Raw genomic sequence first — 13,415 nt, 5'->3', positions numbered from 1 at the left:
ACCCGGCGACCGAAGGACCGGCGTTCAGCCCGAAACAGGCGCCGCCGCAGCGGATTCCCCACTGCTCACCATGCTGCGCACCTGCCGCGCGGCCACCGACAGCGTCGCCAGATCGTGCTTGCCCGCGGCAAAGATCTCCCCGAGAGACGCACCGGCTCGGGCCAGGCGGGAGCGGTTGATCGACTCCCAGTCCGCGATCTTCTCCGCAGCGCCCTCGTACGGCTCGGAGGTGGTCAGCACATCGAGGGTCAGCGAGCGCAGCGAATCGTACAGATCGTCGCGGACCGCGAGCCGGGCCAGCGTGCGCCACCGGTCATCGCGCTCGAGGTTGGCGACCGCGTTCAGCAGTCGCTCGATCTCGAAGTGATCGTTGAGCGCGTAGTAGAGCACCGCGACCTCCTCGGTGTCCCGCTCGGCGATATCGGCCACGTCGACCACGTCCAGCAGCGGGAAGAGGTGGATGAGCCGGAACACCTCCTCGGCCAGTTCGCGTGGCGCACCATGCTCGAGCGCGCCGCGCGAGCGCACCGCGAGATCGTCGGCGAGGTATCCGGGCAGCCTCGCGGGCACCATCTTCCCCGCAAGGTCGCGGACACCGTCGCGATACCGGGCGATATCGGCGCCGATCGCAATGGGCTGTGGGCGGTTGGCCAGCAGCCACCGGGAGGCGCGATCGAGGGTGCGTTTGGTCTCCAGCTCGAGCTCGTCACGCGCCGCCGTTGCCATCGGGGTGGTGCGGATGCGCTGCCACAGTGTGTGCAGGTCGAAGATCTCGGCCGCGACGGTGAATGCGCGCACCGCGTCCTCGGTGCTCGCACCGGCCTCTTCGGCAAGGCGGAACGCGTAGGTGATGCCGCCGTGGTCCACCATATCGTTGACGACCATGGTCGCCACGATCTGGCGGCGCAGCGGATGCCTGCGGATCGCGGCATCGAACCGTTCGCGCAGCGGGGCCGGGAAATAGCCCGACAGCACCGACGCGAAGGCCGCACTGTCCGGCAGATCACCGGCCAGCAGGTCGCCCTTGAGCGAAAGCTTCACGTGCGCCAGCAGATTCGCCAACTCCGGCGAGGTCAGGCCCCGCCCCTCCGCCGCACGCCGGGTCAGCTCGGCATCCGAGGGCAGCGCCTCGAGGCGGCGGTCCACACCCCGACGGAATTCGAGTTCGGAGATCAGCCTGCGATGCACGCCCGACATGGCCACCGCCTGAGCGCGGGACAACCCCATCCGGAAGTTTTGCGAAATATTGTCGCGCAGTACGAGTTCGGCGACCTCGGCGGTCATCGCGGCGAGCAGTTCGGTGCGATCGGCGACATCGAGGTCGCCGCCGGAGATGACGGCGTCGAGCAGCACCTTGATATTGACCTCGTGGTCGGAGCAGTCGACCCCCGCCGAGTTGTCGAGGGCGTCGGTGTTCATCCGCCCACCACCGGCGCAGTATTCGACACGGCCGAGCGCCGTCGCACCGAGGTTGCCGCCCTCACCGATCACCTTGACGCGCAGGTGGTTCGCGTCGACTCGCACGGAATCGTTCGATTTGTCACCAGCATCGGCGTTCGTCTCGGTGGAGGCCTTGAGGTAGGTGCCGATGCCGCCGTTCCAGAGCAGATCGACAGGGGCGAGCAGGATGGCCCGGATCATCTCCGGCGGGGAAAGTGTGGTCACACTCGGATCCAGATCGAGGGCCGCGCGCACCTGGGAACTGACGGGCACGGCCTTGGCCGACCGGTCGTACACACCGCCGCCCTTGCTGATCAGCGACCTGTCGTAGTCCGCCCACGAGGAGCGCGGCAGCGCGAACATCCGCTCCCGCTCCCGGAACGACGTCACCGGATCGGGATTCGGGTCCAGGAAGATGTGCCGATGGTCGAATGCGGCCACTAGCCGGATGTGCTCGGAGAGCAGCATGCCGTTGCCGAACACGTCACCGCTCATATCACCAACACCCACAACGGTGAAGTCCGTTGTCTGCGTGTCGATATCCATCTCCGCGAAATGCCGCTTCACGCTCTCCCACGCACCCTTCGCGGTGATACCCATCGCCTTGTGGTCGTAGCCCACCGAACCACCCGACGCGAAGGCATCGCCCAGCCAGAAACCGTACTGGCACGCGACATCATTGGCGATATCGGAGAACGTGGCGGTGCCCTTGTCCGCGGCAACGACCAGATAGGTGTCGTCACCATCGCGCCGCACCACCCGCTCCGGCGGCAGCACCTTCCCGGAGGCGTGGTCGACGTTGTCGGTCACATCGAGCAGGCCGGAGATGAACGTGCGATAGCAGGCAATGCCCTCGTTCAGCAGTGCCTGCCGATCCGCGCTCGGATCCGAGGTGGTCGCCGGTGGCTGCTTCACCACGAAACCGCCCTTGGCACCGACCGGGACAATGACCGCGTTCTTCACGGCCTGTGCCTTCACCAGACCCAGGATCTCGGTGCGGAAATCTTCGAGCCGGTCCGACCAACGCAACCCGCCACGCGCCACCGGACCGAAGCGCAGATGCACACCCTCGACCCGGGGCGAGTAGACGAAGATCTCGAATTGTGGCCTTGGCCTGGGCAATTCGTTGATGGCGTGCGGATCGAACTTGAACGACAGGTACTCGGGAGCGTTGCCGTCGCTGTCGCGGCGGTAGTAGTTGGTGCGCAAGGTCGCGGTGATCAGCCCGAGCACGGCACGCAGGATACGGTCGGTGTCCAGGCTTACGACCGCGTCGATCTCGGCCTGCAGTCGCTCCGCGATGCCTGCGGCCCGGGCCGAGGCCACCGGGCCGACACCCTCGGGATCGAAGTAGGCGTCGAACAATTCGGTGAACAGCCGCGCCATCGCCGGCTGCGCCAGCAATACCCGGACGATATTGCCTAGGGTGTAGGCGAAACCGGCCTGCTGCAGGTACTTCGCGTAGGCGCGCAGCATTGTGATCTGCCGCCAGTGCAGTCCGGCGCGCAGTACCAGTTCGTTCAACCCGTCGACCTCAGCGCGGCCGAACCACATTGCCGCGACGGCCTCCGGGAAACGCTGCCGGACACTGCCTTCGGCGATCGGCTCGTCGCCGGACCGGGTCAGATCGGCTTCGATATCGGTGTCGATCGCGGTGCGCAACAGCGCCGCCGGGACGCGCAGCCCGAAATCGTAGATCCACTTCTGCGACCCGTCCTCCAGCGTGACGCGGTAGGGCCGCTCGTCGACCACTTCCACACCCAGGCTGTGCAGGACCGGTAGCACTCGGCTGAGCGAAACCCCCTCGCCCGCGACATAGAGCGTGAATCGCCATTCCCCAGAAGGTGATTCCACATTCCGGTACAGATTCGTGTCGATGGCGCCGTCGGCGAGGCGTTCGAGGCGTTGCAGATCGGCGAGCGCGCGTGCCGGTTCGTACTCCTGCTGGTAGCTCGCGGGAAACTCGGCCGCATAGGCTTTTGCGACCTTCGACGACACCGCGGACACCCCGGTCGCCTCCGCCACCACTCGGTCGGCCCAGGTCCTGCTGCTCGCGAAGAGCAACTCCTGGATGCGCTCCCGATTGGATTCGGTGATATCGGCCGGATCCGCGTCGGGACCGCGATGCACGGTGAAATAGACGACGGCCAAATCGGATTCACTCGCCCGGGCCGAGTACGCCACCTGCTCCCCGTCGAACTCGGCCCGCAGGATGGCCTCCATGCGCAGCCGGACCTCGGTCGAATAGCGGTCCCGCGGCAGGTAGACCAGGCAGTAGACGGCGCCGCTGCGCCCGTCGCGCCGGATGAACAGCCGGACCTGCCTGCGCAGGCCCAAATTCATGACGGCGGAAACGGTTTCGAAGAGTCGGCGGGCATCGGTCGAGAACAGCTCGACCCGCGGGAACGACTGCAGCATCTCCAGCATCGCCTGGCCGGAGAACGAATTCAGTTCGAAGCCCGCCCATTCGATGACCTGGTGCACGCGATGGGAGATGACCGGAATGTCGAGGATGTTCTCGTGCAAGCCGGTCACCGTGAAGGAACCGACGAATACGTGGTCGCCCTGCACCTGGCCCACGGTGTTACCGGCCGGGCCACCGCGGCTATAGTCGGCGACACTGACGAAGTAGAGCTCGCCGGACCCGGGCATCAGCGAATCCACCGACCCGTTGGACAGGCGCAGCACCGGCCGTGTGGCGCCGAGCACGGGGACATCGATATCGACGTTCGATCCGTTCCAGAGCACGCCGAGACCGGTGCCCGGCGTCTGCCGCGGCTCGAATCCGGCGTCGGCCGGCGAGTCGGTCCGGTACCGGTAGTAGCCGTAGCCCAGCACGGTGAAATGACCATCGGCCAACCAGCGCAACAGCTTCGCGCATTCGGGGATCTCGAGGTCATCGGACCGCTGCGTGACATGGTCGAGCCGACTCGCCAACGTGACCAACGCGTTCGCCATGCTCGGCGTATCGTCGACGACCTTCCGGAGCACCCGCAGCAGCGACGGCAGCTCGCGGTCGATCCGGTCCAGCAGCGCGGTACCGATGGACGGGCTCAGCTGCACGTGGATCCACGACTCCGCAACGGTGTGGCTGCCGCCGGCCGCCTGCCGGGCGTCGCGTTCTTTGGGTGCGATACCGCGCAGGCGCCCGCGCGAGTCGCGGACGACATCGAACACCGGATGGACGACCTCGGTCACGGTGGCGCCGAGCCTGCGCAGCGCGGTGGTTACCGAGTCGACCAGCAGCGGCATATCGTCGTTGACGATCTGGATCGCCGCTCCGAGCCCGCTGCCGTCCTCGGGACGATACACCCGGGTGATCGCCACACCCGGCATGCGGATCGCCGCCAGTTCCAGGTGGTGGCGGAAAATCTGTTCGGCCCGATCCGTGATCGTCGGCGCCGCCGCGCCCGGCTGGATCCAGCGGAAATAGGCCGCCTCCAGATCGGTGGGATCATCGCGGAACCGCTTGAAGGAAATCGTCTGCTGGGTGGGTGCCGCCATCGACCCGTGCCTTCCCGAGATTTTGAGACCGTTGTGTACGTTTTAGTACTTTACCTTTTCCATGTACCGTTGTACAGCGGCACATGAAAAAGTGTAACATCCACGATCGCTGGATCGGTCCTGGTCAAGCGCACAGATCGGCTCGTGCACGGCAGCTCACCGAGTCAGGCCCGATCGCGACAGAAATGTCTGCGCCGCCGCGCGGCCGGTGAAGGATCCCGTTTCGATGCGAAGTCCGGCCGAGATGTTCGCGTACCACACCGTTGCCGACGGTCCGATAGCCACGAAGACAGGACCGTCGGAGAGCACGGATGCGCCCGCTGTTCGCCAGCGGGAGATGGTGTCGGACAGGCGATCCGGTGAATCCAGCGCCACCGACAAGGTTAACTCCCGGCCGCCGGTAATCCCGCCGGCGAGTATCGGATGATCCACCCGGATGACACATCGCTGCGCCGAGGTCGAGGTGTCGGCCCGCTGACAGGACGCGGCCGAGCGCACCAGTTCCGGCAGGGCCTGGGCGGGATCGAGATCGGGTAGCGACGCCAGCGGCAGCGAACACGAGTGAACGATCGCGATAACGAACACCACCACCGTCACCGCGACTCCGGCGAACGCGGCGCGCCACTGCCACTGTGGATACTGCTGGGCGGCAACCTTTTCCGCACCCGCCGCAGCCTTTCCGGCACCCGCCACAGCCTTTTCGGCACCCGCTACGACCCCCGCCACCATCGTTGCGGCCGCCCCAGCCGCGGCCGCGACGCGGGCCAACGGCGCGCCACAATGCGCACACCGGGAGTCCGCACTCGTGTTCCGGTGCGAACAGTACTGGCAGATCAGATCAGAGAGCGTCAATGTCCGGTTATCACGATCGATGAGATGGCGACGGTGTTGACCGCCTGATCACCCTTCGATTGCAGGACCGTCAGAGCTATCTTCGACGCACTCACCGGCGGCTCCATCTTCGTGACCACAAGAGTTCGCTGATCCAGTGTCTGCTGGGTGTAGGTGGTCTTGTTCGAATCGTCGAACTGGTACGAAACCCTGCTGACCGTACGGTATTTCGCCCACTGGTCCGCACCGTCCGCACCGACGCTGTCCCAGCCGGGGACGATGCCGATCGAGTCGACCTGATAGGTCTTTCCGAGATCGATGGTGAGCACCTGCCCGTCGACCTTGTAGGCGCGCGCACACGACCAAGCCTTGCCCTGTTGTCCGCCAAAGGCGTCCATCGCCGGCGTGCCGCCCGGCGGGCAGTGGGCCTGTGCGGCTTTCACCTGGAGGGGCCCGCCGACGGCGACTCCGGACGGCTCGGGTTTCGACGGCATGGGCTGGGTCGCAGTGACGACCGCGAGCCGGTCCGGTTGTTTCGCCTGATCCTTCCCGCCGGTGGTGACGAGCGCGATCACGAGCAGAACCGCCATGACGGCGCAAATCGCCAGTGCCACCTTCGGATTCTTCAGCTGTGTGACGAGCTTGGTGATCCGCTCGGCGAACTCGGGCTGACGTAACGACGATCTGCGTGCCCCCGTCCCGGGCGCGGACTCGGCCGAGTTGTCCGGCGCGGCCCGTCCTCCCGAAACCTCGGAGAAATTCGACGAAAAGTCCAGCGCCGGTGCGGAATCCGGCGACTGCCCGTTCAGCAGCGCGATGATCCGTTCGCTGGCCTTCGGTCCGTCGGACGACCGGCGCTGGGGGCCCGGAGCCGCTTCGACCGGCTCGCTGGCGACCGACGGATCCGCTCCGGACGCATTCGTCAGTGCGTCACCTGCTGCCTCGCCGACCGATTCACCGGCCAACGGCCCGCTGAGTACTGGTATGGCGGTCGCCGCCCCGCCGGCCTCCCCGAACAACGGATCGGACAGCAGAGCGTCCAACACCGCATTTCGATGGTGGAGAATGACATCTCCAGCGTCCTCGGCGGGCATGATCCGGATCGTATCCAGACCGGCCCGCGCCCTTGATCTCCGCTATTCCCGCTGCAGGGAACAGTCTCCACCCGCGACCACCGTCAGCGCTTCTTCTCCTCGGTGAGAAAATATTCAGGGGGAACATCGAATACCCGTGCCAGCGCAATGATCAGATCGAGCCGGGGTATCGCGTCACCGTGGATGAGCCGATACAGGCCGGACTGTGAGACCGGAACATCCGGGTACGCCAATTCCAGGTGCTGCGCCAGCGAGTACAGCGTCAACCCGCGCGTCGATCCGTCCTCGGTGGACACCACCGATTCCGCGATCAATTCGGACAATCGACTGGAGAAGATCGCGGCCGCGGCTTGCCTTGGGGTAAGCGCGTCCTCGCCATCTTGGTTTTGGAATTGGACGCTGTTCGACTGGGAGTCCGCCACCACGCCGACAAACATTACCGTCCCGATCCGTCAGCCATCGTGCCACCCGGGTTCGGGACTGTCGCCGGCAGCGCGGGCCTGGTTCCGTTGCTGTTGCGCGCGGGTGGGCCGATGGTGGCGTCGTAGTAGCGGGTCTCGCCCCGCGGCTCGATGAGATCCACTCGTACGGTGCGCATCGGGATGCTGACATCCACCGCGGTCGCGCTGACCTGATCGATCGCCAGATCGACCGATCGACGGCGCGGCCCACCGGGGTCGGTGATGGCGACGGTGGTGTGCGCATTCGAAGCACGCGGCGGCAGATTGTCGAACACCGTGATCGTCGCCGATGCGGCACCGACGGGCGGATCCGGTTCGCCGGCCACGGCATCCGGGGCCAGGCGCAGCGAGTCGGGGTCACCGACCGCGGCGACCAGTTGCCACCAGCGGTGCGGCCGGGTCGAATGGACCTCCACGTCCGCACCGACCACCATGGCGCGCAAGACGATCTGCTGTGCGACCGGTAGGTCGGCATGCACATCGATCGTGCGTCGCCGGGGGTTGTAGCGCGCGGGGTCGAATAGCGGCAGCGCCAGCGAATGGGCCGGCTGCCCGCTGATCGAACCGAGAATCTGCCCGCTCGGGCCGATCGCGATGGCGAGATCCGCGACAAGTTCGTCGGGGGCGATATCGGCGCCCGATTCGTCGGCGGGTACCGCGCGGAGCGAGGTTCCGCTGGGCAGTGAGGCCAGTAACGCCGTCGCCTGCTTACCCCGCAAGGGACGCAGGTAGTCAGGTGGCTCGGCCGTCACCGGCGGGCCGACATACCGCGCGATCGCCCGCGGGCCGGCATCGGCATCGGTGAGGCTGACCACCAGCGTCGTCCGGCCGCGGTTCCAGGACCAGCAGTCGTCGAGGCCGGCGCCGTCGAACCGGGTCCAGTCGATCAGGAAGCTGGTCACGCTGCGTCCGGGCACCGAGGTCTCGAGGCAGGTCCAGGTCTCCCGAAGATCGGACAGTTCGACGCCGGCGTGCAGTCCCCTGGTCGCCTCCAGCAGCGCCGAGGCAGGCAACGCATGCGCGGCGATACCACGTTCCCGCAACCGGCCCGCGATGCGATGCGCCGCCGTGGCCAACGCCTTCGGCGCCACCACCGCACAGGGTCCGCGCCGCTGCAGCAAATCCAGATTCCGTTCCTGATCCAGCCGAACTACCAGCCAGGTCAAGCGGTGGCCGACCACCGGATGGGAACCGATCAGCTGGTCGTACAGCATGCTGTAGTTACCGGTCGAGCGGACGCGCTGGCCGGTGGTCACGACATCGATGTCGATGGCGAGGCCGAACTGGTCGAGCATCGGGATCAGCAGGTCGACAGGGACCGTGTCCTCGGTATAAATGGACTTCTCGGAGATGACCGTGGGCAGGTCGAGGTTGGGGGCGAGCTGGATCATCGCGATCAGCGAGGTGCCCGCGGTCCGGATGCCGCAGACTCCGGCGGGGACCTCCACGTCCCGCACATCCGGTGGGCCGGCGAGCGCGCGGATACGGTCCGCCCTGCCGAATCGGTAGTCGGCCCAGTCGAGCAGCCATCTGATCGCGGTCCGGTCGTTCACGCGGATCGCCACGTGCACCAGTAGCACGGTGACCACCGCGGCACTCGCCCACAGCGGGGTGTGCGCGGAGATACCGGTCACCACCAGGCTGCCGCCGACCACCGCGACGGCGAACGGGCCCCGTTCAACACCGCCCACCCGAATACTGGGAAGGCTCACCGCTGCCTCCGGACCGCGGTGCTCGCCCGGCTCGCGCCTACCCCGAGCAGGATGGCGGCGAGGATGACGACCGCCGCCGTAACCATCGGGCGGATGTCCTTGGCACGCGGCGGCGCGGGCATCACCAGCACCGACGAGCGAAACAGGCCGGCGGGCGGCTGCGGTGGCGTGCGATAGCTGAGTGCGGCGAGGGGATCGATCACACCCGCGCCGACGACGTTATCGATACCACGTGCCGGGGCGTGGGCGCTGGCCTGCAGGCGGGCGCTGATCTCCGCCGGGGTCTCGTTCGGGAACCGCGACCGCAGCAGTGCGGCCACCCCGCTGACATAGGCCGCGGCGAACGAGGCGCCACCGACCGGCACCAGCTTGTCGGGCTCGCCGACACCGTTGATCAGGCCACCGCCGCCGGGACCGAGCGATTCGATCGCGGTACCGGGCGCGGCGACCGAAACCCACGGTCCCGACAGGGAATCCGTCATCACCGCACCGGTCGCGGTGGTGAATCCGACGGTCAGCACATCCGGACCGAACCAGCCCGGTGCCGACACGGTCTTGACATCACGCCAGTTCCTCGGGTCATTGGGTCGCGATGGGTCGGGGTCCGGATTCTGCTCACAGCCCGTGGCGCCGGTATTGCCCGCGCCGGCCACGATCAGCGCACCCCGGACGTGCACGGCGTATCCGATGGCCACCGACAGCATCGACTGGTCGATCGCCAGGCCCACTTTCACGCAGACCGGCAGCGTCACCGTGATCACCCCGGCGCCCTGGTTCGCGGCGTGCACGATCGCGCGCGCCAGCGTCCGGATATCGACGGCGAGTTGTTGCGGCTGATCACCACTCGGCTTCTCGGCGGAAAATGCGCCGGAGCGGTACCGGATGGAGATGATCCGGGCGTCCGGCGCTACACCCGCGAAGCCGTCGGTGGGATCCGTTGCGGCGCCGATGATTCCGGCCACGAGCGTGCCGTGGGCGTCGCAGTCGGACAGGCCGTCGCCACCCGTCGCGACATAGTCGCCGCCGCCGACCAGACCGGGCAGCCGGGAATTCGGGGTCACGCCGGTGTCGATCACCGCAACGGTGACCCCGGCGCCGCGGCTGAGTGCGCGGGCCTTCGCCAAGTCGAGCGCAAGTTCCGGCGGCGGCGTGCGCGACAGGTCGCTGTCCTTCAGCACACCGGTCGCCAGGCAGCCCTTGTCCTGTTTCGTCGGAAACTCCGGACCTGGCGCATCGTCCGGCGGCGCCGGGCCGACCACCACCTGTGGCGGCTCCACCGCCACGGCCGGAGCGGCGCCCGTGAGCAGCGCCAACCCGGCCAGTACCGCGACTGCGGCCGGGCCTATCCGCATCAGATCGCCCGCATCGCGGTGTAGACGCCCATGATCCAGAACGCGATCATCGGCACCACGAGAATGAGCGCGTACTCCACCAAATCGATGATCCGGCGGGTCACCGGCGACAGCCGTCGGCCCGGCAACTGCGCCGCCGCAACACATCCCGCGACGGCCGCCGCCGCGACCACGAAGACCACCACCAGGCGGGCAGGCGCGCTTCCGTAGGCGCCGACCAGTACGAAACCGACGCCGGCGACGGTGACGGCCGCGGCGGCGGCGAGTGCGATCGCCTGCACCCGGTCCGGATACCAGCGCGACCGCATCGCCAGCAGACCGGCGATGGCCGCGGCCATGACGATTTCCCGGATCCCGCCCGGACTGACCGCGGCCGAGAACACGGCGGCCGCCGACAGTACGACCGAGGTCGCGGCGATGAGCCCACGCAGACTCGTCACCGCCAGCCGGGCGCGACCTTCGATGCCGACGACGGCCTGTTCCCGATGCCGTTCGGTGTCCTCGGATGATTCGAGATCGGCATTGTCGCGCGCGGATTCGGCATCGAAGATATCGGTCAGGGTGGCCGGTGCGACCTCGTTACCGGGATCGGGCAGATCGGGTGGCCGGATCCGGGCGATCACCACCGCCAACCGCGGCGCCGCAGTCAACAGCACCAGGCCGACGAACGCGGTGCCACCGAATATCTGACGCATCGAAAGATCCAGGTAGGCAAGGGGAATCGCGGCCACGGCCAGGGCAACTCCCAACACCGTCACCGCCATCAGCGTGGCGATCCCCAGCCTGGTCAGCCGCATCATGGCCATCGCGGCGACGGCGGCGACGACCGCTCCGGCCGCCACATTGGCCGCGGCCAACGGGCCCGGCGCACCGTAGGCGGGCGGCACCAGCATCGCACCGCCCGCGAACAACAACGGAATCGCCGACAATGCCAACCCCAGGCAGATCCGCGGGGCGAAGCTGCGCCGCCGCGCCTGCAGGGCACCCGCCCAGCAGGCCGCGCCGAGCAGCAGCGCGGGCAGCGCACACCACAGGATCGAGCCGGTCTGAGTCCACGACCTCGACAACATCGCCGCGACCGCGACCGCGCCGGCTCCCAGTGCGGTCAAGCCGACAGTCGCCGCGGTATCGGCGTCGAACTCGGCGAACTCGCGCTCATTGATCAGGGCCAGCGCATCGGTGATGTCCTCGACGACGGGGGTGAACACCTCCGCCGATTCAACCGCGGTCAACATCAATACCGTGCCGTCGACGATGTCGTGATCGGCAAGGCTGCGCCACCGGGGCATCGGCGCCTCGCCCGGACGGGCCAGACTCCACTGCCCGGTCGGCGGGGTGAAATCGACGCTCTCGTCGTCGATCGCCTTGGCGAGCACAACCAGCAGATCGTCGATGAAGGTCTCGATGGTGAACTTGGTCGGCACCACGACGTCGACCTGATAACTGGATACCAGGACCGCCATCCGAGCCCGCGCCACCTCGGCGGATTGCTGTGCCGCAGCCGCGGACGGCGAGGCGACGGCTGTGCTCATAGCCGCCCTCCTGCGCCCCGGTTGACACCGGCGCCACCGGCCAGATGGTTCGGGAAACCGTCCGCGAGCCCGGCCGCGAGTTCCTCGAAGGCGAGCAGGGTGTCCTTGTCGAGCAGACGCAGGTCGATTTCGCCGCCCTCGGCCAGATGGACGTCGTAGGGCAGGATGCAGGTCGGCCGCTGCCCGGTCGCGAACAGCCGCTCGATCGCGCCGACGTCCACAATCGGTTTGGACGGCTGATGATGTGCGATCGCGACCACCGACTTGGCGATCAGGTGCTGCATCCCGTGCGAGCCGAGCCAATTGAGGGTGGCGACAGCGCCTTTCACGCCGCCGACGGTGGCCGGCGTGACCACCACGACCGCGTCGCTCGTCTGCAGCACGCTGAGGGTCGCCGAATCCAGCACGCCCGTCCCACAATCGACCAGCAGCAGGTTGTAGTGGCGATGCAAGACCTCGACGGCGGCCGCGTATTCGCGCCCCGACAGCGCCTCATTGGCTTCGGTCGTCCAGGGCGATGCGATCACGGCCAGATCGGCCGCATTGATCGACATGAACGACTGCACCGTCGAGAAGGCCTCCAGATTCGACGCTTGCGCCAGATCACGCAGGGTCAGGCCGTACGGGTGCGGGGTGGTGCGGGTGGGCAGATCACCGAAATCCGGATTCGCGTCGATGGCGACCACCCGGTCCGGGCGCAGGGCCGCGAAGGTCGATCCGAGCGTCGCGACGGTGGTGGTCCGGCCGACGCCGCCCTTCACGCTGACGACCGCGATCTGGTAGGCGATATTGAGCTGGCGGCGGATCCGGGCGCGGCGGTCCTCGGTGCGTTGTTCGGCCGGGGACAACCCGAGCCGGAACCCGACCTTGTTCAACGCTCCGCGCATGCCGGCACTGGATTGCAGCCGCGCCCGATTCGACGCGGCGATATCGGCCAACAGATCCATCGAGGTCAACGCGGCGGGCAGCACCTCGACCCGCGGCGCCGATTCCATTGCCGAGCGGTCGATTCGATCGGGCACCCAGTGCGATGTCGCGACGGCGGGTTGCCATGGCAAGCCGCCGTTTTCGGTGGCCGCAGTGCTGCCGACAGACTCCGGACGGGTGAGCCACGCCTCCGGCGCCGGGGGCACTACCGGAACCGAATTACCTTGTGACACTGCCCCGTTCGTCGCGGCGGCGGGAACCTGCGGATGCGCCTGGGGAACCTGCGGATGTGCCTGCACAGGCTCCGGTGCGCTCGCAGCCTCCTGCGCGGCAGCGCGGCCGGTGCCATCCTCGCCCTGCTGCTGCGACTGGCCGGGCGCCCCGATCACGGGTTCGCTGCGGCTGGGGTACGGCTGAGCCGGCGCGCGGTTGTGCTCGCGAGGTCCGTGCCCGACGGTCGGCCCGGTCGGCTCCGCGGCCTGCGAAAAGTAGGCTTCGTAGCCGCCCTTGGCTCGGACGGACTCGGCCGGATGGCCATTAGTACTCGGCGCTCGGCTCATAT

At 67.7% G+C, this 13,415-nt stretch carries 8 protein-coding genes; all 8 read right to left on the bottom strand.

All coding sequences use genetic code 11. The features are described from left to right. Positions 1-24: 24 nt before the first annotated feature. The gene (locus ACV7NQ_RS21340; protein WP_463361291.1) at positions 25-4,944 is read right to left on the bottom strand and encodes an NAD-glutamate dehydrogenase; all 4,920 of its coding nucleotides are present in this window, start codon (positions 4,942-4,944) and stop codon (positions 25-27) included. A 156-nt stretch (positions 4,945-5,100) separates the two neighbouring features. Beyond that, positions 5,101-5,712, bottom strand: a complete 612-nt coding sequence (locus tag ACV7NQ_RS21335) for a hypothetical protein (RefSeq protein ID WP_463361290.1) — start codon at positions 5,710-5,712, stop codon at positions 5,101-5,103. 80 nt (positions 5,713-5,792) lie between these two features. After that, complete coding sequence (locus ACV7NQ_RS21330; RefSeq protein WP_463361289.1) at positions 5,793-6,869, bottom strand: discoidin domain-containing protein; 1,077 nt, start codon at positions 6,867-6,869, stop codon at positions 5,793-5,795. An 83-nt stretch (positions 6,870-6,952) separates the two neighbouring features. Then, positions 6,953-7,306, bottom strand: a complete 354-nt coding sequence (locus ACV7NQ_RS21325) for a helix-turn-helix domain-containing protein (RefSeq protein ID WP_463361288.1) — start codon at positions 7,304-7,306, stop codon at positions 6,953-6,955. Further along, positions 7,306-9,042 carry a type VII secretion protein EccE gene (eccE, locus tag ACV7NQ_RS21320; RefSeq protein ID WP_463361287.1) on the bottom strand — a complete coding sequence of 579 codons (1,737 nt, stop codon included), beginning with the start codon at positions 9,040-9,042 and terminating at the stop codon, positions 7,306-7,308. Before eccE ends, ACV7NQ_RS21325 begins: the two co-directional genes overlap by 1 nt. Continuing rightward, positions 9,039-10,394: a type VII secretion-associated serine protease mycosin gene (mycP, locus tag ACV7NQ_RS21315; RefSeq protein WP_463361286.1), complete on the bottom strand. Its 1,356-nt coding sequence runs from the start codon at positions 10,392-10,394 to the stop codon at positions 9,039-9,041. The genes eccE and mycP overlap by 4 nt, the downstream gene beginning before the upstream one ends. Continuing rightward, positions 10,394-11,926 (bottom strand): type VII secretion integral membrane protein EccD, encoded by a 1,533-nt coding sequence (gene eccD / locus ACV7NQ_RS21310; protein ID WP_463361285.1) that lies wholly within the window; start codon positions 11,924-11,926, stop codon positions 10,394-10,396. The genes mycP and eccD overlap by 1 nt, the downstream gene beginning before the upstream one ends. Continuing rightward, on the bottom strand, positions 11,923-13,413 hold the full coding sequence (locus ACV7NQ_RS21305) for a MinD/ParA family ATP-binding protein (RefSeq protein ID WP_463361284.1): 1,491 nt from the start codon (positions 13,411-13,413) through the stop codon (positions 11,923-11,925). Before ACV7NQ_RS21305 ends, eccD begins: the two co-directional genes overlap by 4 nt. Between the last annotated feature and the right edge of the window lie 2 nt (positions 13,414-13,415).

This window comes from Nocardia sp. Tas62D01 (assembly GCF_055232035.1).
Note: the sequence above shows the minus strand (reverse complement) of the source record. Positions and strands in the feature narration are given on the sequence as shown.